Annotated in this window: 19 protein-coding genes; 6 read left to right on the top strand and 13 right to left on the bottom strand. The window is 75.8% G+C overall.

All coding sequences use genetic code 11. The features are described from left to right. Window positions 1-1,398 (top strand): amidase, encoded by a 1,398-nt coding sequence (locus CHF16_RS11885; RefSeq protein ID WP_089326045.1) that lies wholly within the window; start codon window positions 1-3, stop codon window positions 1,396-1,398. On the opposite strand, the gene CHF16_RS11880 is transcribed toward CHF16_RS11885, so the two are convergent. Continuing rightward, a complete protein-coding gene (locus CHF16_RS11880; RefSeq protein WP_089326044.1) occupies window positions 1,385-2,398 on the bottom strand; it encodes an alcohol dehydrogenase catalytic domain-containing protein in 1,014 nt (337 codons plus the stop codon). The genes CHF16_RS11885 and CHF16_RS11880 overlap by 14 nt on opposite strands. Before the next feature lie 122 nt (window positions 2,399-2,520). Here CHF16_RS11880 and CHF16_RS11875 point away from each other — a divergent pair, with 122 nt between their 5' ends. Then, on the top strand, window positions 2,521-3,222 hold the full coding sequence (locus CHF16_RS11875; protein ID WP_089326043.1) for a TetR/AcrR family transcriptional regulator: 702 nt from the start codon (window positions 2,521-2,523) through the stop codon (window positions 3,220-3,222). Window positions 3,223-3,225: 3 nt separating this feature from the next. On the opposite strand, the gene CHF16_RS11870 is transcribed toward CHF16_RS11875, so the two are convergent. The 4 genes from CHF16_RS11870 to CHF16_RS11855 form a co-directional block, all read right to left on the bottom strand. Beyond that, window positions 3,226-3,894, bottom strand: a complete 669-nt coding sequence (locus CHF16_RS11870; RefSeq protein WP_089326042.1) for a DUF1707 SHOCT-like domain-containing protein — start codon at window positions 3,892-3,894, stop codon at window positions 3,226-3,228. A 56-nt stretch (window positions 3,895-3,950) separates the two neighbouring features. Continuing rightward, entirely contained in the window at window positions 3,951-6,227 is a 2,277-nt protein-coding gene (locus CHF16_RS11865; protein ID WP_089326041.1) for an FdhF/YdeP family oxidoreductase, read from the bottom strand. Window positions 6,228-6,282: 55 nt separating this feature from the next. Then, complete coding sequence (locus CHF16_RS11860; RefSeq protein WP_089326040.1) at window positions 6,283-7,368, bottom strand: S1C family serine protease; 1,086 nt, start codon at window positions 7,366-7,368, stop codon at window positions 6,283-6,285. A gap of 88 nt (window positions 7,369-7,456) precedes the next feature. Beyond that, window positions 7,457-8,437, bottom strand: a complete 981-nt coding sequence (locus CHF16_RS11855) for a phosphotriesterase family protein (RefSeq protein ID WP_089326039.1) — start codon at window positions 8,435-8,437, stop codon at window positions 7,457-7,459. 128 nt (window positions 8,438-8,565) lie between these two features. On the opposite strand from CHF16_RS11855, the gene CHF16_RS11850 reads away from it, so the two are divergent. Next, window positions 8,566-9,252, top strand: coding sequence for a TetR/AcrR family transcriptional regulator (locus CHF16_RS11850; RefSeq protein ID WP_245868394.1), 687 nt, complete (start codon window positions 8,566-8,568; stop codon window positions 9,250-9,252). Window positions 9,253-9,270: 18 nt separating this feature from the next. On the opposite strand, the gene CHF16_RS11845 is transcribed toward CHF16_RS11850, so the two are convergent. From CHF16_RS11845 to CHF16_RS11815, 7 genes are read right to left on the bottom strand one after another with little or no spacing between them, the layout of a single operon-like run. Continuing rightward, window positions 9,271-10,173 (bottom strand): LLM class flavin-dependent oxidoreductase, encoded by a 903-nt coding sequence (locus CHF16_RS11845; protein ID WP_089326038.1) that lies wholly within the window; start codon window positions 10,171-10,173, stop codon window positions 9,271-9,273. A 56-nt stretch (window positions 10,174-10,229) separates the two neighbouring features. Next, entirely contained in the window at window positions 10,230-11,951 is a 1,722-nt protein-coding gene (locus CHF16_RS11840) for a TRAFAC clade GTPase domain-containing protein (protein ID WP_089326037.1), read from the bottom strand. A gap of 3 nt (window positions 11,952-11,954) precedes the next feature. Further along, the gene (locus tag CHF16_RS11835; protein WP_089326036.1) at window positions 11,955-13,967 is read right to left on the bottom strand and encodes a GAP1-N2 domain-containing protein; all 2,013 of its coding nucleotides are present in this window, start codon (window positions 13,965-13,967) and stop codon (window positions 11,955-11,957) included. Next, on the bottom strand, window positions 13,967-15,205 hold the full coding sequence (locus CHF16_RS11830) for a TRAFAC clade GTPase domain-containing protein (protein WP_089326035.1): 1,239 nt from the start codon (window positions 15,203-15,205) through the stop codon (window positions 13,967-13,969). The genes CHF16_RS11835 and CHF16_RS11830 overlap by 1 nt, the downstream gene beginning before the upstream one ends. Then, window positions 15,202-17,853 carry a SaeA-related protein gene (locus CHF16_RS11825; RefSeq protein ID WP_089326034.1) on the bottom strand — a complete coding sequence of 884 codons (2,652 nt, stop codon included), beginning with the start codon at window positions 17,851-17,853 and terminating at the stop codon, window positions 15,202-15,204. Before CHF16_RS11825 ends, CHF16_RS11830 begins: the two co-directional genes overlap by 4 nt. 28 nt (window positions 17,854-17,881) lie before the next feature. Further along, window positions 17,882-19,465 (bottom strand): Hsp70 family protein, encoded by a 1,584-nt coding sequence (locus tag CHF16_RS11820; RefSeq protein ID WP_089326033.1) that lies wholly within the window; start codon window positions 19,463-19,465, stop codon window positions 17,882-17,884. A 7-nt stretch (window positions 19,466-19,472) separates the two neighbouring features. Next, window positions 19,473-20,183 (bottom strand): nucleotide exchange factor GrpE, encoded by a 711-nt coding sequence (locus tag CHF16_RS11815; RefSeq protein ID WP_089326032.1) that lies wholly within the window; start codon window positions 20,181-20,183, stop codon window positions 19,473-19,475. A gap of 196 nt (window positions 20,184-20,379) precedes the next feature. On the opposite strand from CHF16_RS11815, the gene CHF16_RS11810 reads away from it, so the two are divergent. Next, a complete protein-coding gene (locus CHF16_RS11810) occupies window positions 20,380-21,033 on the top strand; it encodes an ACT domain-containing protein (protein ID WP_089326031.1) in 654 nt (217 codons plus the stop codon). A gap of 43 nt (window positions 21,034-21,076) precedes the next feature. Here CHF16_RS11810 and CHF16_RS11805 read toward each other — a convergent pair whose 3' ends face one another. After that, the gene (locus tag CHF16_RS11805; protein ID WP_089326030.1) at window positions 21,077-21,994 is read right to left on the bottom strand and encodes a carbohydrate kinase family protein; all 918 of its coding nucleotides are present in this window, start codon (window positions 21,992-21,994) and stop codon (window positions 21,077-21,079) included. A 70-nt stretch (window positions 21,995-22,064) separates the two neighbouring features. Here CHF16_RS11805 and CHF16_RS11800 point away from each other — a divergent pair, with 70 nt between their 5' ends. Together CHF16_RS11800 and CHF16_RS11795 are read left to right on the top strand one after the other, a co-directional pair. Beyond that, the gene (locus CHF16_RS11800; RefSeq protein WP_089326029.1) at window positions 22,065-22,712 is read left to right on the top strand and encodes a class II aldolase/adducin family protein; all 648 of its coding nucleotides are present in this window, start codon (window positions 22,065-22,067) and stop codon (window positions 22,710-22,712) included. A gap of 40 nt (window positions 22,713-22,752) precedes the next feature. Next, window positions 22,753-23,547 (top strand): enoyl-CoA hydratase, encoded by a 795-nt coding sequence (locus CHF16_RS11795; RefSeq protein WP_245868416.1) that lies wholly within the window; start codon window positions 22,753-22,755, stop codon window positions 23,545-23,547. The last annotated feature ends 91 nt before the right edge of the window (window positions 23,548-23,638 follow it).

Here is a 23,638-nt window from a genome sequence, read left to right as displayed (position 1 = left end):
ATGGCCGACGCGGCCGACCTGACCGCGACCGAACTGCTGGCGGAGTACCGGGCCGGGACGCTCGACCCGGTGGAGGCCGCCGAGGCCGTCCTCGCCCGGATCGCGCGCGACGACCCGGGGCTGAACGCCTACTGCCTCGTCGACGAGGAGACCACGCTCGACATGGCGCGGGCCTCCGCCGACCGGTGGCGGCGCGGCGCGACGCTCGGCCCGCTCGACGGCGTGCCGGTCTCCATCAAGGACGTCCTGCTCACCCGCGGCTGGCCCACGCTGCGCGGCTCGACGACGATCGACCCTTCGGGCCCTTGGGACGAGGACTCCCCGGCCGTGGCGCGGCTGCGGGAGCAGGGCGCGGTGTTCGCCGGCAAGACCACCACGCCGGAGTTCGCGTGGAAGGGCGTCACCGACGGCCCGCTCACCGGCGTCACCCGCAACCCGTGGGACCCGTCCCGCACGCCGGGCGGGTCGAGCGGCGGCGCGGCGGCGGCCGTCGCGGCGGGCATGGCGCCGCTCGCGCTCGGCACCGACGGCGGCGGCTCGGTGCGCATCCCGGCCGCGTTCACCGGCACGTTCACGATCAAGCCGACGTACGGCCGCATCCCGCACTACCCGGCGAGCCCGTTCGGCACGCTCGCGCACACCGGCCCGATGACCAACACCGTCGCCGACGCGGCGCTGCTCCTGGACGCGGTGTGCGGTCCCGACGGCCGCGACTGGTCGGCGCTGCCGCCGCCGGACGTCCGGTTCGCCGACGGGGGCCCCGACGACCTGACCGGCCTGCGCGTCGCCTACAGCCCCGACCTCGGCTTCGCGCGGGTCGACCCGGAGGTGGCCGCGTCCGTGGCCGCCGCCGCGGAGGTCTTCACCGAGCTGGGCGCGAAGGTCGAGCAGGCCGACCCGGGGCTCGGCGGCGACCCGGCCGGCGAGTTCGAGGTCCTCTGGTTCGCGGGCGCGGCGAAGGTCGTCGAGCACCTGTCCGCGGCGGACCGGGCACGGCTCGACCCGGGCCTCGCGGAGATCTGCGAGCAGGGCGCGCGGTACTCGGCCGTCGAGTACCTCACCGCCACCGCCCGCCGGATGGAGCTCGGCCGCGTCATGGGCCTGTTCCACGAGCGCTACGACCTGCTGCTCACCCCGACGATGCCGATCGCCGCGTTCGAGGCGGGCCGGGAGGTGCCCGAGGGGTCGCCGTCCCCGCGCTGGACGTCCTGGACCCCGTTCACCTACCCGTTCAACATGACCCAGCAGCCGGCCGCGAGCGTGCCGTGCGGCTTCACCGCCGACGGGCTGCCCATCGGCCTCCAGGTGGTCGGCGCGCGGCACGCCGACGCCCTGGTCATGACCGCCTGCGCGGCCTTCGAGAAGGCGCGGCCCTGGCGCCGGTTCACACGAAGGTGATGACCGCCCGGCCGCGGTGGGTCCCCTCGTCCATCGCGGCCAGGACGCGCGGCGCCTCGTCCAGGCCGATGGGCGCGACCTCGGGGACGATCCCGTGCGCCACCGCGAAGTCGAGCGTGTCGCGCAGGTCGTGCGGCGACCCGGACGGGACGCCCATGATCCGCAGCCGGTTCAGCACGAGGGCGGCGGGCGGCACGCTGACGTCCTCGGCGCCCATGCCGAGGTAGAGCAGGGTGCCGTCGGGGCGCAGGCCGCCGAACGCGGCGAGGCCGGTCGCGGTGTCGGGGGCGGTGTTCACCACCACGTCCGCGCCGCCCCAGGCGCGCAGGGCCTCGGCCGGGTCCTGCTCGGCGGTCGCGACGAACAGCTCGGCGCCGTGGCGGCGGGCCTCCTCCTCGGCGCGGCGCGACCGGGAGACCACGGCGACGCGGGCGCCCATCGCGGCGGCGAACCGCAGCGCCATCGTGCCGACGCCGCCGGTGCCGAGCACCGCGACCCGCGATCCGGCGGTGGCGCCCGCGCGCCGGAGCCCGTTGAACGCGGTGATCCCGGCGCACATCAGCGGGGCGCCGGCGACCGGGTCGAGGCCGTCCGGCAGCGGGGTGACGAATCCGGCGCGGCCGACGAAGTACTCGGCGTAGCCGCCGTCGGTGTTGACGCCCGTGATCCGCTTGGCGGCGCCGGTGCACAGGATCTGGTCGCCGCGGACGCACTGGTCGCAGTGGCCGCAGGAGCCGTGGATCCAGCCGGTGCCGACGGGGGTGCCGACCGCGGGCCAGGCGACGCCCTCGCCGAGCGCGGCGACGACGCCGCTGATCTCGTGCCCGGGGACGGCCGGGTACGTCCCGAACGGGTAGTGGCCGCGCAGGTGGTTGACCTCGGAGAAGCACATCCCGCACGCGGTGACCCGGACGAGGATCTCGCCGGGGCCCGGCTCCGGCACCTCGCGCTCGACGATCTCCAGTGGCTTGCCCGCGGCGGGCAGAACGGCGCTGCGCATGAGCGCGTCCCCTCTCGGTAGCGGCGGCCGGAGCCGCCATAGCGTTGATACAGCCATGACTGTAACTCCGCTACAGGAGGGTTGTATAGCGGTGTTCCGGAATTTTCTGTAACATCGATTTTGTGAGTGCGCAGAAGGACCTCGACACGCGCGACCGGATCGTCCGCGCGGCCGCCGGGCTGCTCGCCGAGGCGGGCGGCGAGCCGGTCTCGACCCGCGCCGTGTGCTCCGCCGCCGGGGTCGGGGCACCGACCCTGTACCACCACTTCGGCGATAAGCGCGGCCTGTTCGACGCCGTCGCCGCGCACGGGTTCGAGCGGTACCTGGCGAGCAAGCGCGCGCAGCGGCCCACCGGCGATCCGGTCGAAGACCTGCGGCGCGGCTGGGACCTCCACATCGAGTTCGGCCGCACCAACCCCGCGATCTACACGCTGATGTACGGCACGGCCCGCACGCCGCCCGTCGCGGCGGAGGCGCACCGCATCCTGACCGGCCTGGTCGAGGCCGTCGCCCGCGCCGGGCGGCTGCGCGTCCCCGTCGCGACCGCCGTCCGGATGGTGCACTCCGCCGGGGTCGGCGTCGCGCTCGCCCTCATCTCCGGCGGCGCGGACGAGGCGGACGGCGCGGAGCTGTCCGTCCGCACCCGGGAGGCGGTGCTGGCCGCCGTCACCGTCCCGGACGGGGCGCCGGGCGACGGCGCGGTCGCGTCCCGCGCCGTGGCGCTGCGCGCGGCACTGTCGGAGGGGCCGCCGCCCGAGCTGACCGCGACCGAGGCGGCGCTGCTCGCCGAATGGCTCGACCGCGTCGCGGCCGGTGCACGCTGAGGGCTACTGGCCCCGCTCCAGCTCCTCGCGCGCCTGGAGCTTCTCGCGCCGCTTCTCCGCGCGGCGCTTGCGGCGCTTCACCCCGACGCCGCCCCAGAACGCGAACCCCTTCACCACCACCGTCGGCGCGCCCGGCGCCCCCGGGCCGCTCGCCCGCTGGTCGAACCCGCCCATGATGCCGAGGCCCTTGACGTGCAGGGTGATGTCGTCCGGGGCGATGATCTCGACCCCGCCCATGATCGCCAGGGCGCGGATCGTCACCCGCTCCTCGGCGAACCGGGCCTCGCGCAGGTCGATCTTGCCGCCGCCCCAGAACGCGAACGCGGTGAACTTGCGGGGCACGTTCCACACGCCGGACCGCCGGAACCCGCTCATCACGCCGATGCCGATCTTCCACGACGGGGCGCTCTCCACCGGCCGCCACTCGGCCCCGCCGAGCGGCACGGGCGGCGCGGGCGCGCCCGCCGCCGGCAGGTCGCGGGTGAGCGGCGCCAGCTCCCCGTAGGTCTTCGCCGCGTACACCGCGTCGAGCCGCTCGTCCAGTTCGGCCAGCGTGAGCCGCCCGTCGCCGGCCGCGTCGCGCAGCACCTGCGCGACCCGCTCCCGGTCGGCGTCGCCGGCCCGCATGTCCGGCGCTCCGGGCACCCCCGACTGCTCGGGCAGGTTCGTCATGCCCGAAGCCTAAACCGCCCCCGCGCGCCCCGCGACCCGCGCGCGGCACGGTTCCGTCACGCCGGTTCCAGGCGGACGACGACCGACTTGGACGTGGGGGTGTTGCTGACCTCGGCGGTGCTGTCGAGGGGCACGAGGACGTTCGTCTCGGGGAAGTAGGCGGCGGCGCAGCCGCGCGCGGTGGGGTAGGCGATGACGCGGAAGGCGGGGGCGCGGCGCTCGGCGCCGTCCGCCCATTCGGAGACGAGGTCGACCGCCGCGCCGTCGGCGATGCCGAGGGCGGACAGGTCGGCCGGGTTCACGAACACGACCCGGCGGCCCGCCTTGACGCCCCGGTAGCGGTCGTCGAGGCCGTAGATGGTGGTGTTGTACTGGTCGTGGCTGCGGACGGTCTGCAGGAGGAGGCGTCCCTCCGGGACCCGCAGCACCTCCAGCTCGTTGACCGTCAGGTTGGCCTTGCCGGTCGCGGTGGGGAACCTCCGCTCGTCGCGGGGCGCGTGGGGGAGGACGAAGCCGCCCGGCTCCCGGATGCGGGCGTTGTAGTCGGCGAAGCCCGGGACGACCCGGGAGACGTGGTCGCGGATCACGTCGTAGTCGCGCTCCATGGCGTCCCAGTCGATGCCGGAGCCGGGGAGCGCGGCCTTCGCGAGCCGGCACACGATGGAGACCTCCGACAGCAGGTCCCCGGACGCCGGGGCCAGCCGGCCCCGCGAGGCGTGGACCATGCCCATCGAGTCCTCGACGGACACGAACTGCGGCCCGGACGCCTGCACGTCGCGCTCGGTCCGGCCGAGCGTCGGCAGGATCAGCGCCACCTCGCCCGTCACCGCGTGCGACCGGTTGAGCTTGGTGGACACCTGCGCGGTCAGCCGGCACCCGCGCAGCGCGGCCTCGGTGACGGCCGAGTCGGGGGTGGCGCGGACGAAGTTGCCGCCCATGCCGAGGAACAGCCGGGCCCGGCCGTCGCGCATGGCGCGGATGGCCGCCACGGTGTCCAGGCCGTGCTCGCGCGGCGGCTCGAAGCCGAACTCGGCGGCGAGGGCGTCCAGGAACGCGGGCTTCGGCCTCTCCCAGATGCCCATCGTCCGGTCGCCCTGCACGTTGGAGTGGCCCCGCACCGGGCAGACGCCCGCGCCGGGGCGGCCGATGTTGCCGCGCAGCAGCAGGAAGTTGACGATCTCGCGGATCGTCGGCACCGAGTTGCGGTGCTGGGTGAGGCCCATCGCCCAGCAGACGATGATCTTCTTCGCGGCGAGGACGTCGCCGAGCGTCGCCTCGATCTCGCCGCGGGTGAGGCCGGTCGCCTCCAGCACGTCGTCCCAGTCGAGGGCGAGGGCGTGCTCGCGGAACGCCGCGAAGCCGTGCGCGTGGGCGGCGAGGAACTCCTCGTCGAGGGCGCCGGGCGCGTCCGATTCGAGGAGCAGCCGGTTCAGCGCCTGGAACAGCGCCAGGTCGCCGTTGAGCCGGATCTGCAGGAACCGGTCGGCGAGGACGGTGCCCTTCCCGGTGACCCCGGACGGCCGCTGCGGGTTCTTGAACCGCATGAGCCCCGCCTCGGGCAGCGGGTTCACGGCGATGACGCGGGCGCCCTCCCGCTTAGCCCGCTCCAGCGCCGACAGCATCCGGGGGTGGTTGGTCCCGGGGTTCTGGCCGACGACGAAGATGAGGTCGGCCTGGTAGAGGTCCTCCAGGAGGACCGAGCCCTTGCCGATCCCGATCGTCTCGCTCAGCGCGGACCCGGACGACTCGTGGCACATGTTGCTGCAGTCCGGCATGTTGTTGGTGCCGAACGCGCGGGCGAACAGCTGGTAGGCGAACGCGGCCTCGTTGCTGGTGCGGCCCGAGGTGTAGAAGACGGCCTCGTCCGGGGAGCCGAGGGCGTTCAGCTCGGCGGCGAGCAGCCCGAACGCCTCGTCCCAGCCGATGGGCTCGTAATGCTCCGCACCGGCGCGCTTCACCATCGGCTCGGTGAGGCGGCCCTGCTGCCCGAGCCAGTGGTCGGACCGCTCGGCCAGCTCCGCGACGCTGTACCGGGCGAAGAAGTCCCGGGTGACGCGCCTCCTGGTCGCCTCTTCGGCGACGGCCTTCGCGCCGTTCTCGCAGAACTCGGCGATGTGCCGGTGGTCGCCCTCCGGCCAGGCGCACCCCGGGCAGTCGAAGCCCTGGCGCTGGTTGACGCGCAGCAGCGTCAGCGCTGTCCGCGCGGTGCCCATCTGCGCGTGGGACTGGCGGAGCGCCGCCGTGACCCCGGGCATGCCCGCCGCCCACGTCTTCGGCTCCGTGACCTCGAGACCCGAGTCGTCGAAGTCGTCGGCGGGCGCCTTGCGCGTCATGGGGCAACACATCCTCGTGGTAGGGGCCGCCTCCACTGTCGCATGGCACGGGCCGTTATTGGGGCGGCCCTTCCGCCAGCCGGAGCGTCGCCTGCATGCGGGCGCCCTGCTTGGTCGTCCATTCGACGCGCACGGCGTCGCCCGGGTGGCGGGCGAGCATGAGGGAGGTGAGTGTGGACGGGGCGTCCACGGCGGCCTCGCCGAAGGCGACGATGGCGGAGCCGACCGGGATGCCGGCCGCGTCGGCGGGGGTGCCGGGCACGACCTCGGCGACGAGCGCGCCGGGGGAGCGGCCGTTGGAGCGGACCTTGACGCCGAGCATGGCCGTCCGCCCGATGTGCACGGTCGAGGACGCCTGGCCGCGCTGGATCTGCCGGGCGATCTCCAGGGCCCGGTCGGACGGGATGGCGTAGCCGCGGTGGTCCTTGGCGGGCGTGGCGCCCCGCGTGGACAGCCCCGCGGAGGCGGCGGTGTTGACCCCGATGACCTTCCCGCGGGTGTCGAGCAGGGGGCCGCCGGAGTCGCCCGGCTTGATCGGCGCGTTGGTCTCGATCAGGCCCGTGAGCCGCTCGGAGGTGCCGTTGGTGTCGTCGCGGGCGGTGACGGACTGCTCCAGCCCTGTGACCTTGCCGGTGACCACGGTGGGGTTCCCGCCCTTGCCGCCCGCGTTGCCGACGGCGGTGACGACGTCGCCCACGTCCACCCCGGCCGCGGAGCCGAACTTCGCGGTCTTCAGCCGGGACGCGCCGGTCAGCCGGATCACCGCGATGTCGCCGGAGCGGTCGTACCCGACGACCTCGGCCCGGTAGGTGCGGCGGTTGTCGGTGTCGGTCCCCTTGATCGCGGTGGCGCCGCGGATCACGTGGTTGTTGGTCAGCACGAGGCCGGCCGCGGTGAGCACGATGCCGGTCCCGGCGGCGCGGGTGCCGTTCAGCTCCTGCTCGGTCTCGATGTTGACCACGCCCGGCCGCCGGCCGCTGGGCTTGGTCGGCTTGGCGGCCGCGGTCGTGACCGGAGCGGGGACGTCCTCCGGTGCGCCGCTCTCCATCACCCGGCAGCCCGGCACGAGCAGCGCGAGGAGCGCGGCCAGCAGCAACGGAACGGCAGCGCGGGCGCCGCGGCGCACGGGGTCTTCGCTCACCTCGGGGCCTCCTCCCGCAGATTCCTCCAATGATTCCCGATACCGGGGAAATAGTCCGAAAAGTGGAGGAGGTGGCCCCAACCGCGTGTCAGCGGCTGAAGTAGCGCCGCGGGTTCCCGGTCAGCATCTGGTCGAGCTGGGCGTCGGTGACGCCCGCGGCGCGCAGCGCGGGCAGGACGTCGTCGCTGATGTGCCGGTAGTTCCAGTTCGGCTGCATCGCCGGGACGGTCGCCGGGTCGGGGCCGAACCAGTCGATGAAGCAGCTCGCGTCGTGGCTGAGGACGATCCGGTCGGCGTACCCCCGCCCGCACAGGGCCGCGACGGTGGCGACCCGGTTCCCGGTCGGGTTGATGATGTCGAGGCCGAACCGGTCCATGCCCAGGATCGCGCCGGTGTCGGCCAGCTCCATCAGGTAGTCGAGGTCGTTGCTGTCGCCGGCGTGCCCGATGACGACCTTGGTGAGGTCCACGCCCTCCTTGCGGAGGACGTCCACGACCGCGCGGCCCGCGTGGATCGAGCTCTCGGTGTGGACGGTGATCGGCGCCCCTGTCTCCCGGTGCGTCGCGGCGACGGCCCGCAGGATGCGCTCGACCCCCGGGGTGAGGCCGGGGGAGTCGACGGCGCACTTGAGGAACGCCGCCTTGACGCCCGTCCCGGCGATGCCCTCGGTCAGGTCCCGGGTGAAGTCGGCGATCATCGGGTCGGGGCCGTCGGCCAGCATCGTGCCGGGGCCCCGGTGCAGGAACTGGAACGGGATGTCGTGGTAGGTGTAGATGCCCGTGGCGACGATGATGTTGAGGTCGGGGACCTGCTCGGCGATCCGCTGGATGCGCGGGATGTAGCGGCCGAGGCCCCACACGGTCGGGTCGGCGATCGTGCGGATGCCGCGGCCGGCCAGCTCGCCGAGCTTGGCGACCGCGTCGGCGACCTTCTCCTCCTCGTCCCACCAGTCGCCCGCGCCGTAGTTCTCGACGTTCTCGGTGCCGAGGACGAAGACGTGCTCGTGCATGAGGGTGGGGCCGAGGCCGGTGACGTCGACGGGGCCGCGGACGGTCTCTACTGCGGGCATCGGCTCTCCCTACGCTGGGCCTGCGCGCCACCGGGCCGCCCGAGGAGCGCATACCGACCGGTCGGTTTCTGGCAAGCTAAGGCGCGGGACGCGCCCGCGTCAATGCCCCGCCCCGAAGGAGGTGCCCGTTGGCGGACACAGAAGCGGACACGGCACAGGCCGCCGAGCCGGCGACCGAGCACGCCGCCGGGCAGGCCGCCGGCCAGGTGCCCGGATCGGCCGCGCCCGTGCGGCAGAGCGCGGTCGAGCGGCGGATCCTGGACGCCGCGCTGCGGCTGTTCGCCGAGCGCGGCTTCGACGGGACGTCCGTCCAGGGCATCGTCGAGGCGGCCGAGGTCACCAAAGGGGCGCTCTACCACTACTTCGACTCCAAGGACGACCTGCTCTACGAGATCTACCACTCGCTGATCGCCCGCCAGCTCGGCGACCTCGGCGCGGTGCTGTCCCGCGGGCTGCCGCCCCGCGAGGCCGTCCGGGCGGTGCTGACCGGGCTGATCCGCAGCACCGCCGAGCACATCGACGAGGCCAAGGTGTTCGCCCGCGAGAAGGACCGGCTGGACGACGCCCGGATGCGGGCGCTCCGCGCGGACCGCCGCCGCTACCACGAGACGTTCCGCGGCCTGATCGAGCAGGGCCAGCGCGGCGGCGTGTTCAGCGACGCCACGCCCGCCGAGACGGTGACGATCGTCGCGCTCGGCATGGTGAACCAGATGCCCTCCTGGTACCGCCCGGACGGCCCGAAGACCGCGGAGAGGCTGGCGGAGGAGGTCGCCGGATTCGTCCTCGCCGCCCTGGAGGCCCCGCCGCGCCCTTAGCCGCCCGGCTGCGCGCGCTCAGCGCCTGGTCTGGAGGTGCAGGGCGGCGTCGCGGACGTCGGCCAGCTCGGCGTCCCAGTCCTCCGGCGGCGCCAGCGGCGCCAGAACGAACTTCGACAGCCCCGCGCCGACGAGCCGGCGCAGATGGTCGGCCAGGCCGTCCAGGTCGGGCACGACGTCGTCCAGCGGGGCCGCGCCGTTGATCCGGCGGACCCGCGCCAGCCGGGCCTCCGCCTCCGGCGGCAGCGGCCCGCGCCGGTACGGCACGACGGCGCCGAAGTGCTCCTCCTCGATCTCGCGCCCCGCCCTGGCCGCCGCCTCCTGGACGATCCGCCGCCCGCGCTCGCCCTCCGCGGGGGTCGTGAACGCGGCGAGCCACCCGTCCGACAGCCGCCCGGTGCGGCGCAGCTCCGGCTCCGACGTCCCGCCCATCCACACGTCGAACCCCCGCGCGGCGGGCTTCGGCAGGACGCGCAGCCCCTCGTAGCGGAACCGCGGGCCGTCGTGGCTGACCTCGTCCTCGGCCCAGAACCGGCGCAGCAGCGGCAGCGCCTCCTCGAAGATCGCCGCGCGGTCCTCCCGCCGGACGCCGAACGCCTGCTGCTCGCCCGCGTGCCGCAGCCCCAGCCCGAAGGCGGGCAGCAGCCGCCCGCCGGACAGCACGTCCAGCGAGGCCAGCTCCTTGGCGAGGACGGCGGGGGACCGGCCCGGCAGCGTCATGACCGCCGTGCCGAACTTGATCCGCGAGGTCAGCGCCGCCGCGTAGGCGAGGGTCACCACGGGGTCCAGGGCCGGGCCGGTGACGCGCTCGGAGACCCAGAGGGAGTCGAAGCCCTCCCGTTCGAGGCCGAGCGCGAGCGCGCTCAGCGCCTCGGTGGTGAGGGCGGACGCTGCCGGAGCCATGCCGATGCGGATGATCACCCGTCGAACCTACGCCGGGTCAGTTCCGTCACACAACCCTCTGAGGTCGGGGCGGCTCAGAACGGGAAGCGCTCGGCGGCGGCCACGGCCGCCCCGGTGACGGTGGCGACGGTCAGCGCCGACACGCCCGCCAGCACGGCCCAGCGCCCCACCTGGTAGCCGATCGGGACGCGGCCCGCGCCGCGCCCCCGCACCGGCCACGGCGCCCGCAGCGGCGCGGTGCCCGGCGGGTCCTGCGCGGCCTCGGTGGGCGGCGCGTCACCGGCCGCCGCCCCGGCGGGGCCGAGCCCGGTCACCCAGCCGAGCAGGTCGGCGACGTCCGCCGGGTCGGTGCCGAGGCCCGACGCGAAGTACCGCACCTGCGCGGCGACCTGGTCCAGCGTGCGGACGGTGTTGCCGAGGCCGACCTGCCCGAGCCACTCGCGCAGGTCGGTGTCCTCGCCGAGGCACCGGCCGACCTCGGTGCGCACCAGCAGGTCGGTCTTGGTGACCACGACGGCGACCCGCTTCTGCCGCCCCTGGTCGGGACGCGACCGCAGGTCGTTCAGCACCCGCTGCAGCGTGTCGGCCGGGTCCTCCTCGGAGGACACGGCCGCGTGGTCGATGAACTCGCGCTCGTCGCCGGTGAGGGTGCGGCGCAGCTGGGGGAGGGCGAACGGGTCGACGATGAACAGCAGCGCCTCGCTGTGGTCGAGGTAGCGCAGCGACTCGACCTCCGTCGCGCCCGTGTAGTGCTCCCCGGCGGGGTCGAACAGGTAGAGGATGCGCCGCGCGCGCCCCGGCAGCTCGACGTCCACCATGGTGGCGAGGGGCAGCTCGGGGCCCGTCTTGGCGAGGCGCCCGCCGCGCTGGAACTCGCGGATCGCGCCCGCGTACGCCTGCGCGTGCCTCCGCTCCACGAACGCGAGCCGCCCGTGGACGGCGCGGGCGCGCGTGTGCAGCGCCCGGATGCCGAGGACCATGAACGTGGTCTTGCCCGCGGCCGGGCCGCCGACGAACGGCAGCGGCTCCACCCGGACCCGCCCGATCCGCTCCGGCAGCCGCCCGCCGCAGTGCGGGCAGTACGCGGCGAGCCGGAACCGCCCGAGCGGGACGGTGGTCGGCAGCCGCGCCCCGCACCGGCACACGTTCCGGAACGCGCCGCCCGAGCCGGGCGCGAGGCGCCGGTGCCGCGCCCCGCACCCCGGGCACTCGTACTCCGGCAGGGCGATCCGCTCGTAGCAGAACGGATGCGGGCAGGTCTGCAGGATCCGCCCGTACATCATGAAGCCGCGCTCGACCGCCGCGAGGACGAGCACGCACGCCAGCCACGCCGCGAGCCCCACCGCCGCGACCACCCCGTACAGCAGGGTCAGCGCCAGCACGAACACCGACGCGGGCACGGCGGCGGCGACGATCCCCGCGCACAGCGCCAGCCACACCGGGAAGACGAAGAACCCCCAGGGGCCGCCGAGCAGCGTCCGCGTCAGCCGCGTGACGGTGGCGCGGGCCGTCCGGTACACCTGCGGGACGACCGTCCGGCTGATCGTCCACCAGTCGCGCCACACCTGGCCGAGCAGGTAGTGCCGGTACGCGGTGTCCGGCGCGGCGACCGGCGACGGGCCCTCCAGGCTGGACGGCGCGAGCGTCCGGCACGCGTGCAGGTAGTACACGCCGAGCGCGGCGGCCCCGGCGACGACCAGCGTCGCGGCGAACAGCACCGGGAACACGTACATGAACCCGAGCCACATGGCGGCCAGCCACACGGCGATCAGCAGCAGCACGATGACCGGATGCACGCCTCACCCCCCGCCCTCGGCGAGGAGGTCGCGGAGCGCGGCGCGCAGCTCCGGGCTGCGCGACAGCCGCGGCTCCAGCTGCCGGGCGGCGAGCCAGCGCCCCGCCGCCGCCCGCGCCCACGCCTCCAGGGACGGCTCGGCGGCGCCGCGCCCGCGCAGCCGCAGCACCACCTCGACCAGGTCGTTGCGCCGCTCCATGTCGCGGCCGAGCAGCGGGCCCCGCCCCGCCCGCGCCCGCCCGGCCAGCTCGGCGGTCCACCGCTCGGCGACCCGCGCGCGGACGGGCGCGGGCAGCGCCGCGAGCAGCTCCGCCCGCACGCCCGGCGGCCGCTCGGCCAGCCGCCGCGCCGCCCCCTCGAACGCCTCCCCGGCGAGCTGCGGGGACGCGCCGCCGGCCGCCGCGATCTCCGCGAGCGCGCGGGCGGCGCGCTCGGGACCGGCGGTGACCGCCGCCGCGTACGCCTTCACCACGGCGGCGTCGAGCCCGGCGCGGCCGTCCGGCATGACCTCCCGGACCCGCTCGGCGAGCCGCAGCGACGCGGTGTCGGTGAGGCGCTCGCCGCCGGGGAAGGCCAGCCGCGTGAACGTGCGCGACGGCAGCCCCGCCAGCGCGGGATGCGGGCCGTGGGCGTCCAGCAGGTCGGCGCACTCGCCCGCGGACGGCGGCGCCTCCCACACCTCGCGGAGCGCGTCGTCGAGGCCGTCGCACTCCAGCCGCAGCAGCTCGCCCGTCACCGCGATGCGGCGCCCCGGATGGCGGCGGGCGACCGACGTCAGCACCGTGACCGCCGCGTCGGGCACCGCCCGCAGCCGCTCGGCGTGCCGGTACAGCAGGTCGCAGTGGTCCGGGGTGAGCGCGGACGCCCGCCCCGCCGCGAGCCCGGCGACCACCCCGTCCAGCACCGCGTCCCGCAGCGCGGCGGGGGCGTGCTCGTGCACCGCGAGCGCCAGGCCCGGCCCCATGGCCGCCACGCCCGGCACGAGGTCGCGCCACACCCAGCCGGGGATCGCGGACCCCCGCCGCGCCAGCAGCTCCGCCGCCGCGCCCTGCTCCGCGGCGGTGACGTCCGCGTCGCCCCGGCACAGCGCCAGCAGCGCGGCGGCGCCCTCGCGCGCCGGGTCGTCCAGCGGCGCCAGCTCGCCGAGCGCGTCGAGGCCGCCGAAGTCGGCGCCGCGCCAGCAGTCGGCGACGGTCCGCGCGAACCGGCTCGTCTGCCCGCCCGCGGCGCCCGCCGTGCCCGCGGCGCCCGCACCGTCCGCACCGCCCGCGCGCAGGTCGAACGCCGACGCGTGCGAGGCGCGGTGCCGCGCGCCCGCCCAGATCTCGGGCGTCGTGCCGACCAGCCGCTGCGCCGCGCCGTCCGGGTCGGCGGTGTAGGTGACGAACGACAGCCGCGCCGCCGCCGCGACCGGCAGCGAGTACGACACCACCGCGATCCACCGGGCGATCAGCTCGACGTCGTCGGCGACGAGCACGACCCGCCCGTGGCCGCGGGCGAGGACCCCCGCGACCGCGTCCACCAGCCGGGCGAGCAGCGCGTACGGGTCGTCCGGGCCGGACGCGGCGAGCCACGCCGCCAGGGCCTCGGGATCGAGCGCGGAGCCCGGGTCCAGCTCGTCGAGCGGGTCGAGGACGGCGTCCGCCCCGGGGCCCTGCGCCCAGTGCGCGGCCTGCCACAGCTCCGCGGGCCGCAGCCCCTCCAGCTCGTCGGGCTCGGCCACCACCGCGTGCGCGAAGAAGTTGCCGTACCGGCCCGAGTAGTCGCGGCCGAGGTAGCGGCAGCGCAGCAGCAGCGGGCGGCCGTCGACCCGGTCGTACAGCAGCGACACCGGGAACAGGCCGAGCTCGGCCTCGTCGGGGGACGCCGGCGCCTCCGGCGGCGGCCGGTACGCCAGGTACGGCGTCACGCCCGCCCGGACCCCGTCCGGCAGGCCGGGCGTCTCCGCGACGAACTGGAACCCGGCCCGGCCGGTCGGCCCGCGCCGCGCCGAGGTGTAGTGCAGCTGCCAGGCCACTACCCACCCCCCGGGCGGACGCCGTCCAGCATCCCGAACCGGTACAGCAGCCAGAGCAGCGGGTCCTCGGCCCGGTACGGGCGGACGCCGCCCGCGCCGACCCGGCCCCGCTCGGGGACGCCGCCGAGCGCCGACAGCCCGAACAGCGCGTGGTCGGCGTACTGCTGCCCGAGGTAGGTGTCGAGCTGCCCCGCCTGCCACTCGTGCAGCAGCGCCCGGATCTGCTCGTCCACCGCGTCCCTGTCGTCGAGGTCCAGGACGCCGCGCCCCGACCGGGACCGGTGCAGCGCCGACTGCCGCAGCAGCCCCGGCCGCAGCACGTCGATCTTGGTGAGCGCCACCGCGACCGGCACCGGCAGCGGCGCGCCCGGCCGGGTGCCGTGCCGCTGCCGCAGCGCCTCGGTGACCCGGGCGATGATGTTGAGCGGCTCGCTGTCGGGGTCGTCCCCGGCCGCGCGGGGCGCCGGCACGGCCTCCCGCACGCCCGCCCGCGCCCCCGGCAGCTCCAGCGGGTCGACCAGGAAGATGATCGCGTCGGCCGCCTCCAGGTAGCGCAGGTGCAGGTCGGTGGCCTCCCGGCTGCGCAGGTCCTCGCCGGCGGTGTCGAACAGCACCAGCGCCAGCGAGTCGTTGCGCGGGCGCGCGAACCGGCCCCGCCGCGTCCGCGTCAGCAGGTACACCAGCGGCTCGCGGGGCCCGGTCGCGGCGCTCGCCGTCGTCGGCAGCAGCCGCCGCTCCTCCAGCAGCGGCCGCGCGAAGTCGCGCTTGTACCGCTCGATCGTCCGGTCGTCGCACGCCACGAGCGAGGCGTCCAGCTCCGTGCCGACCCGGTTCATCAGCTCGTGCAGCAGCACGGCGATGTAGGTGCTCTTCCCGGCGTTCTTCGCCCCGACCAGCGCGACGATCCGGCCCGGGGAGTCGCAGTACGCCGACGGCAGCGGGTTGTGGCACTCCGGGCAGGCCCGGTTCCCGGTCGGCAGCCCGCAGGAGGGGCACTCGGCGCGGCCCTTGCGCCCGGACGCCGCGAACACCGGCGGCAGCGACGCGCCCGCCGTCGAGCCCGTGTACGCGGCGAGCGCCTCGTCCAGCACCGGCGCGCAGCCCTGCCGCCGCCCCGCCTGCCCGCGGCAGCGGAACAGCACCCGCTGCGGCGCCACCGGCGCGAAGCAGTAGGGGCAGGTGATGCCCTGCCTGGACGGCACCCCGGGGATCGCCGCCCAGGCCGGCGCCCGCGTCATCCGGCGACCCGCAGCCGGCGGACGGGCGGGTCGCTCAGCTCGACGCCGTCGTCGTCGGCGAAGCAGCGCAGCCAGTACGGGCCGGACGCCGCCGGCGCCGCCAGCGACAGCTCGCCCGGCACCGGCACCTGCTCCCACGAGCCGAGCGTGTCGCCGTCGCCGGGGCGGTGCGGCATGACCCGCCCGGCGCACAGCACCAGCGACAGCCTCGCCACCCGCAGCGGGCGGGCCGCGGTGAGGCGGATCGTCAGCGTCCGCCGCCACGGCGGCCCCGACCGCCGCACGTCGTAGCGGACGACCGCGCGGGCCGCGAGCGCGGCGCTCACCGGCGGCCCGGTCACGCGCGCGCCGCCGACGGTCCCGGCCGCGGCGACCGTCAGCGCGACGGCCGCGTCCTCGGGGGCGGGGATCCGGATGCCGCCCTGCGTGTCGTACGCGGCGCGCGTCACGGTCTCCGCGCGGCGGACCGCGGGGCGCGGGGCGTCGCCCCCGGGCTGCGGCAGGCCCTCGGGCCGCTCGTCGCCGCCGACCGAGTAGCCGAGGTCGACCTCGGTGACGTCCGCCGGCCAGTCGAACCCGACGTGCACGTACGCGCCGCGCCGCTCGGCGACCAGCCGGCGCGGCGGCGGCAGGTTCACGTGCCGGTGGTAGGCGCCGATCGCGGCGGTGCCCTCCGCGACCGTCACCGCGAGCAGCCACCCGCCCGCGCCGGGCCGCACGTCCAGCCCGCCCGGCGCCGGGGCGCACGCCAGCCGCCGCGTCTCCCGCCGCACCTCCTCCAGCGGCACGACCGCGCTGCGCGGCCACGGCGGCGGCCCCTCCGACAGCACCAGCTCCACCGCCCCGTTCCGCGGCGGCGCGAACCGGACCCGCACCAGCCCCGGGTCGGCGTCGTCGGCCTCCGCGCTCAGCTCGTACACCGGCTCGGGCGGCGCGGTCGGCGTCACCGACGCGCGCACGCCCTCGGTCATGACCTCGCGCCCGGCCGCGTCCAGGTAGACGGCGCACACCAGGTAGTGGAGGGTCCGCCCGTTGGGGACCCGCTCCCGGAACCCGTCCCGGCCCGTCGGCACGGCCCGCCCGTCCCGCAGGACGACGACCCGCGCCGCCTCCGCCGGGCACCGCCACCGCCCGGTGACCTGCCCGTCCCCGCCGGTCAGCGCGACCTCGGCGGGCTCCGGCCGCACCACGACGGGCCCCGCCGCGGCGGGCGCCGCGACGCCCTCGCCCCGCACGGCGAACACCGCGTAGTAGAGCGGCACGTTCACCGGCGGGCGCTCGTCGAGCGCCCCGTCGACGGGGTCGCCGTCCCGCACGTCCCGCGGCGCCCGCCCGGCCCGCCGCACCACGCGGTAGGCGATCTCGCCCGCCGTGGAGGGCGACGCCTCCCACGACAGCCGCACCGCGCCGCCCGCCGCGTCGGCGTCGGTGTGCAGGGCGGGGACGGGGCGCGGCGGCAGGCGCCGCTGGTGGCTCTCGGCGCCGGGCAGGTCGCGGACGAGACGCAGCGCGTCCGCGAGGAGCCGGAAGGCGCGGTCGGGGTCGGGTTCGGCGGCGGCCGTCTCGCGCAGGCGCAGGGCGGTGTCGAGCCGGTGCCGGGCCTCGGCGGCGAGCGCCTCCTCCTCCGCCGGCTCCCCGCCGGGGCCGGGCCGGGGGATCCCGGCGGCGTCGGCGAACTCGGCGGCGGCGTGCACGTCGCCCGCGTCGAGCAGGGCGCGCAGCCGGCCCGCGGGACCGCCGCCGGCGGCCGGGCCGCTCTCCCGGACGAGCGCGAACACCAGCCGGCGGGCGTCGCCCCCGTCGATGCCGAGGTCCTCCACCGCGTACCGGAGCAGGGCCCGCTCCGAGGCCCGCTGGCGCAGCCGCTCGCGCAGCCGGTCGGCCACGTCGAACAGCAGCAGGGCGTGCGGGTCGGCGTCCGAGCGCAGCGCGGCGAGGACGGTGTCGGCGTGGGTGGTGCTGGTGTCGCGGCTGCGGCGCGCCCAGTCGGCGCCGGCCGCGGCGACGGCGTCGCGGTCAGGGCGCAGGGCGCCGTCCGGGGCGGCGAAGCCGTCCAGCACCCGGATCGGGCCGGTCAGCCGCGCGCCGAACAGGAAGTCGGCGAGGTGCCGCTTGCCGAGCACGTCCAGCGACTCGCGCACCTTCCGGTACGCGGGGTAGGGCGCGGCGGACGGCAGCGGGTCGGGCTCGCGGATCTCGATGCCGTCGGCGGCGGCCAGCCGGGCCAGCTCCGCGCGGGGGACGCCCGCGGTGCGGGCGATGCCCTCCAGCTCGGCGGGCGCCGCCATCCGCAGCGCCCCGGCGGCGTCGGCGAGGCGGGCGCGGGCCTCGCCGCGGCGCCGCTCGGTGCGCTCGGCGCCGCCGCGCAACCGGTGCTCCAGCGGCCGCAGGTCGCCGCGCTCGGCGGCGGCGAACAGCGGCGCCAGCTCGCGGTGCTCGGCCTCCAGCCGGTCGATCAGCTTGCGGTACTTCAGCTGGCCGCGGGCCCGCCGCCAGCACTGCCTTACCCGCTTGACCCGCGCCGGGACGGTCTCCGCCGTGAGCGGGCCGTCCAGCGCGTACCGGACGCGCAGGTCCTCGGGCGGCTGGTCGCCCGCCGCCCGCGCGGGCTCCAGCACGTCCCGCCGGTAGTCGTCGTCGAACGTCACGGGGGCCTCCGGGCGGCCGGCCGGCCGCTCAGCTCACCTGGACCCGGGAGAGGGCCTTGCGGGACCGCTCGACCTCCTCCTCCGACATGCCGCCGACGTCCACCTTCAGCTCCAGCCGCTCGCCGGTCTCCTTCTCCACGGCCGTGACGTTCAGCAGCCCGGAGGAGTCGAGCGCGAACGTGACGCCGATCGGCCAGCCCGCCTTCTTGCCCGGCGGGACGCGGATCTCCCCGGTCGCGATCTCGGTGTTGTCGATAAGGTCGGCGGACTCGACGACGCCGGCCTGCTCCATCACCCGGATGTCGGCGGACGCCTGGTCGTCGTAGACGGTGAAGAAGTCCTCGGTCTTCGCGGCGGGCAGCGCGTCGTTGGCGTGCACGAGGTGCGCGACGGTCTCGGCGCCGGTCTCCCGGTCGACCACGACGATGCCGAACGCGTGCGAGGCGACCGTCTTGATCTGCCGCCCGGTGATCTGCTTCTGCTGCTCGGCGGACAGGCCCGCCCGGTTCGCCATCTCCTCGGCGCGGTCGGCGGCGCCCTCCCGCACGAGCCGCCGGTAGGTCTCCTCGAACGCGTACAGGGCGGCGCCCTTGGCGACGGCGAGGTCGGGGTCCTGCAGGCGGGGGGGCAGGCCGAGCTCGGTCTGCAGCCGCGCCGCGACCACCGGCATCTTCGTGGACCCGCCGACGAGGACGAGGTCGTCGTACTCGTGCACGCCCTTCTCGGCGGCCGTCGACAGCGTCCGGCCGGTGATCTCCACGGTGCGGTCGAGGAGGTCCTTGGTCAGCTCCTCCAGCTTCTCCCGGGTGACCTCGACCGCCGCGACCCGCCCGTCGTGCATCACCCGCACCGTGTGGGACGTGCGGGTGGTGAGGGCCTTCTTGGCGTCCTCGGCGTCGCGGCGCAGCTGCTGCTCGGTCTGCCTGTCGTCGAGCGGGTCGCCCGCGCCGGGGTGCTCTTCGCGGAACCGCTCGGCGAGGTGCTCCACCAGCCGCGCGTCCCAGTCGGCGCCGCCGAGCTCGTGGTCGCCGTCGGTGCAGACCACCTCGATGTGGCCGTCGCGCAGCGTGATGACGGTGGTGTCGAACGTCCCGCCGCCGAGGTCGTAGACCAGGATCGTGCGGTCCTGCTCGGGGTTCAGCACGCCGTAGGTGATCGCGGCGGCGATCGGCTCGGACACGATGTCGATGACGTTCAGCCCGGCGATGCGCCCCGCCTTGCGGGTGGCGTCGCGCTCGGCCGCGCCGAAGTAGGCGGGCACGGTGATGACGACGTCGCGGGCGTCCTCGCCGGTGGTGGTGCGCGCGTCCGTCGCGAGCTTCAGCAGGATGAACGCCGAGATCTCCTCCGGCGTGAAGTCGATCCCGTGGACGGGCCGCGTCACGTCGCGGCCCATGTCCCGCTTGATCAGGCTGACGACGTTGTCGGGCTCCAGGACCGCGGTGTCCTTCGCGGTGGCGCCGACGACGACGTTCTCGCCGCTCTCGAAGAAGACGACGGACGGCGTGGTGTCGGTGCCCTCCAGGTTCCGCAGGACCGAGGGCCGACCGACGTCGTCGATGGAGGCAATGCAGGAGTACGTGGTTCCGAGGTCGATCCCGTAGACAGCCATGTCCCTCTCACCTGTCGGTCCCGAGTCCTGAGTTCATCGTCTCGCCGCGCCCCGCCCCGTCGCGGCCCGCCGGGACGGCCCCGCCCGCGGCCTCCGGCGCCGAGGGCCCCGGCTCCGGTGGCTCCGCGCCGCCGGCGCCCCGGTCGAGCTTGCCGACGCTGACCTCCGCCTTGCGCAGCACCTTGCCGCCCTGCTCGAAGCCGTCGGACCGGACGTCGGTGACGGTGCCGTCGCGCAGCGGGTCGGCGACGGGCGTGACCGCGACCGGGCGGTGCCGGGAGGCGTCGTAGGGGGCGCCGGGCTCGACCGTGAACCGCTCGACGCCGAGCCGCGCCAGCGCGTCCGCGACGTCGTCGGCGAGCGCGGCGAGCAGCAGCGCGGTCTGGCCGGGGTCGGGGGGCCCGGCCGCGCCGGGCGCGGCGAGCCGGCCCGACTCGCGGCGCGCCTGGTCGTGCACCCGGTACAGCGCGGTGCGGACGGGCTCCAGCAGGTGCTGCAGCTCCCCGCGCCGCAGCCGCTGGTTCTCCTCGTGCAGCCGGTCGATCACCGCCTCGCGGTGCGCGGCCCGCTCGTGCTCGCGGTCGAGCCGCGCGGCGAGCCCGGCCAGCGCGTCCCGGACGTCCTCGCGGAACGCCGCGTCCTCGTCCCCGTCCCCGCCGGCGGCCCGCGGCCCGGCCCCGGAGCCGTCGTTGACTGGGGGTTCCCCGTCCCTCGACACGTGCAGTTACCTTAATGCTGGACGGCGTGCGTATGACAGGTCTGACGATGACCTTGTCTGGACTCTAGTTTGACGCGGGCCCGTCATTCCAGCACCGACGCTTGCCGCTTGTCTTTCTCTGCCCGACACGCGGGGGTAACGCCGGGGAAACGGCGGTCGCCGAGACTGAGGGCCCGTACGGAGACTGGAGGTGGCGATGTTGCTGCGGATTCGCGTCCGGCTGCCGGACCGCCCGGGGGCGCTCGGCCAGGTGGCCCGCATCCTCGGCGCCGCGGGCGCCGACGTCGTGCAGATGGCGGTGCTGGAGCGCGGCGCCGGCCGGGCGCTGGACGACTTCACCGTCGCCTGGCCCGCGGGCGCGGGCATCGAGCGGCTGATGGAGGGGTTCGGCTCGGTCGCCGGGGTGGACGTCGTCGGGATCTGGCCGACGCTGGAGCCGCAGGGCGCCTTCCCCGACGCGGAGGTGATCGGGCAGCTCGGGGCGGTTCCCGAGCGCGGCATGGAGATCCTCGCCGACGCCGTCCCGGCCCTGCTCAGCTCCGACTGGGCGGGGCTCGCCGAGCCCGCGGGGGAGGGCGCGATGCTGCTCGTGCACGCCAGCGCCGGCGGGCTGCCGGGCGCCGCCCTGCCGGACCTGGAGCCGCTGCGGCCGCGCGCGTTCACCGCGCCGGACGGCACCCAGTACGCGCTCACGCCACTCGCCCTGGGGGCGGTCGCGCTGGTCACCGCCCGGACGGGCGCGCCGCCGTTCCACCACACCGAGGTGGCCCGGCTGGAGCAGCTCGCGATCGCCGCCGACGCCGTGCTGTGCGGCGCGCCGGTCAGGCGGCCGGTGCGGCAGCAGATCTGAGCCGGAGGACCCGGGAGCGGGCTGGTCAGACCAGTAGGGCGGCTCAGTCCAGCAGGGCGAGGACCGCGTCCAGGCCGGTGAGGCACGCGTCGGAGCCGAGCCCCTGGGCGACGGTCGCCGCCGCGGCGGTGCCCCAGCGCGCCGCCTCCAGCACGTCCTTCCCGTGAGCGAGGCCGGTGATGAACCCGGCGCAGTAGGCGTCGCCGCAGCCGGTCGTGTCGACGACCCCGACCGGCAGGGCGGGCAGCCGGTGGACGCCGCCGGCGGTCGCGACGAGGCTGCCGTCCGCGCCGAGCGTGACGACCACCGTGCTCGGGCCCTGGCCGAGCAGCGCGGCGGCGGCCTTCTCCGGGTCCTGCTCCCCGGTCATCGCGGCGGCCTGCTCCTCGTTCGGCAGGAAGTGGTCGACGTACGGGAGGAAGGCGGCGGCGCCCGCCAGCAGGTCGGGCAGGTTGGACAGCGGGTCCATGGTGACGACGGTGCCGTTGCCGCGGGCGGCGCCGAGCATCTCGAAGAAGGCCGGGTCGTTGAGCCCGAACGTGACGTCGGGCCCGCCGAGGTGCACGAAGCCCGCCGCGCCGAGCAGGCCGGGCCCGACCGCGCCGGCGGTGAGGGTGAGGTTGGCGCCGGGGACGTGGAAGCTCGGCCGCCCCCCGTCCGGCCGGATCGGCAGGATCGACGCGCTCGTCTGGTCGGCCGTCCGCCGCACGAGCCCGGTCGCGTCCACCCCGTTCCGTGTCATGATCGTCACGAGCAGGTCGCCGAGGTCGTCGTCGCCGATGGCGCCGACCGAGATGACGTCGTTGCCGAGCCGGGCGAGGGCCACGGCGGTCCCGGCGGCGGCGCCCGCGGCGGTGGCGCGGATCTGCTCCACGACGACGGTGTCCTGCCCGTCCGGGATGCCCTCGACGGGGCGGGCCAGCACGTCCAGAATGTGCGCGCCGAGTGTGACAACGGTCATGACGGGCCCCTTAAAGATCGTCAGGGCCGTAGCGTACGCAATGCCGCCGGAGAACGTGAGAGGTATTCGCATGTTGTTGAACGATGAACGGCACGAGCTGTGCGCCATCGGCCGGCGGCTGGCCGGGACCGGCCTCGTGACCGGCGCGTCGGGCAACATCAGCGTCCGCTCGGGCGACCTCGTCGCGGTCACGCCCGGCGGCATGATGCTCGACCGGATGGAGCCCGCCGACTGCCCGGTGGTGACCATGTCCGCGCAGCTCGTCGAGGGGGACCGTGCGCCGTCGTCGGAGACGCCGATGCACCTCGCGCTCTACGAGGCGACGCCCGCCGCGGCGATCGTGCACACCCACTCGACCTACGGCGCCGTGGTCGCGACGACCATGCCCGAGCTGCCGCCGATCCACTACAACACCCTCCTGCTGGGCGGCGTGGTGAAGGTCGCCGAGTACGCCACCTACGGGACGCCCGAGCTGGCGGAGAACGTCCGGAAGGCCATGGCGGGAGGCAAGCGCGCGGCGCTGCTGGCCAACCACGGCGGTGTCGCGATCGGCGGCGACCTGGACGAGGCGTTCGAGAACGCGCGCCTCCTGGAGTGGCTGTGCGGCGTGTACGTGCGGGCCAAGGCGATCGGGGAGCCGCGCGTCCTGACCGAGGAGGAGCTGGCGAAGGTGGTCGAGCGCGGCCTGACCCCGCCGGAGTTCCCGCGTGTAACCTAACGCTTGCTAGGTTGTCTCCGGGGAGGCCCTTTTGCCCTTCGTGCTGATCGACGAGCCGCGCCCGCACGTCGCCCTCATCACCCTCAACCGGCCCGAGCGCATGAACGCCATGGCCTTCGACGTGATGGTCCCGTTCCGGGAGGCCCTCGAAGAGGTGAGCCGCGACAACGGCGTCCGCGCCGTCGTCATCACCGGCGCCGGGCGCGGCTTCTGCTCGGGCGCCGACCTGGAGAACCCCGGCGACATCCCCGGCATCGACGGGCTGACGCTGCCGACCATCGCGCTGCGCTCCATGGAGCTGCTGGACGACGTGGTCCGGGCGATGCGCCGCGTCCACCAGCCGGTGATCGCGGCGGTCAACGGCCCGGCGATCGGCGGCGGGCTCTGCCTGGCGCTGGCCGCCGACATCCGGATCGGCTCCGACACCGCGCTGTTCCGCGCCGCCGGGATCAACAACGGCCTCACCGCGAGCGAGCTCGGCCTCAGCTACCTGCTGCCGCGGGCGATCGGCTCGTCCCGCGCCTTCGAGCTGATGCTGACCGGACGCGACGTCGGCGCCGCCGAGGCCGAGCGCATCGGACTGCTCTCGCGCGCCGTCCCCGGCGACAAGCTCCTCGACTCCTGCTACGACCTGGCCGAGCGGATCGCCGCGTTCAGCCGGCCCGGCGTGGAGCTGACGAAGCGGATGCTGTGGTCGAGCCTGGACGCCGCGAGCCTGGACGCGCACATGGGCCAGGAGGGGCTCGCCCAGCTCTACGTCCGCCTCACCACCCATAACTTCGAAGAGGCGATCAAGGCCCGCAGGGAGCACCGCCCGCCGGACTTCAAGGACTAGTACTACATGCCTAGATCTCGGTAAGCGATTGAGCGATTCCTGTACGTGATCACCTTGGGTGGTGCGACGCTGTCTGCATGCCTGAGGCTCG

This window comes from Actinomadura meyerae, assembly GCF_900188445.1.
GTDB classification, from domain to species: Bacteria; Actinomycetota; Actinomycetes; order Streptosporangiales; family Streptosporangiaceae; genus Spirillospora; species Spirillospora meyerae.
The sequence above is the reverse complement of the archived record's forward strand: the minus strand, read 5'-3'. Positions and strand labels throughout refer to the sequence as shown.

Bases quoted from the DNA above. Each gene is read 5' to 3' on its own strand.
- CHF16_RS11885 (WP_089326045.1), top strand. From the start codon at position 1: ATGGCCGACGCGGCCGACCTGACCGCGACCGAACTGCTGGCGGAGTAC.
- CHF16_RS11880 (WP_089326044.1), bottom strand. From the start codon at position 2,398: ATGCGCAGCGCCGTTCTGCCCGCCGCGGGCAAGCCACTGGAGATCGTC.
- CHF16_RS11870 (WP_089326042.1), bottom strand. From the start codon at position 3,894: ATGACGAACCTGCCCGAGCAGTCGGGGGTGCCCGGAGCGCCGGACATG.
- CHF16_RS11865 (WP_089326041.1), bottom strand. From the start codon at position 6,227: ATGACGCGCAAGGCGCCCGCCGACGACTTCGACGACTCGGGTCTCGAG.
- CHF16_RS11855 (WP_089326039.1), bottom strand. From the start codon at position 8,437: ATGCCCGCAGTAGAGACCGTCCGCGGCCCCGTCGACGTCACCGGCCTC.
- CHF16_RS11830 (WP_089326035.1), bottom strand. From the start codon at position 15,205: ATGACGCGGGCGCCGGCCTGGGCGGCGATCCCCGGGGTGCCGTCCAGG.
- CHF16_RS11820 (WP_089326033.1), bottom strand. From the start codon at position 19,465: ATGGCTGTCTACGGGATCGACCTCGGAACCACGTACTCCTGCATTGCC.
- CHF16_RS11810 (WP_089326031.1), top strand. From the start codon at position 20,380: ATGTTGCTGCGGATTCGCGTCCGGCTGCCGGACCGCCCGGGGGCGCTC.
- CHF16_RS11805 (WP_089326030.1), bottom strand. From the start codon at position 21,994: ATGACCGTTGTCACACTCGGCGCGCACATTCTGGACGTGCTGGCCCGC.
- CHF16_RS11800 (WP_089326029.1), top strand. From the start codon at position 22,065: ATGTTGTTGAACGATGAACGGCACGAGCTGTGCGCCATCGGCCGGCGG.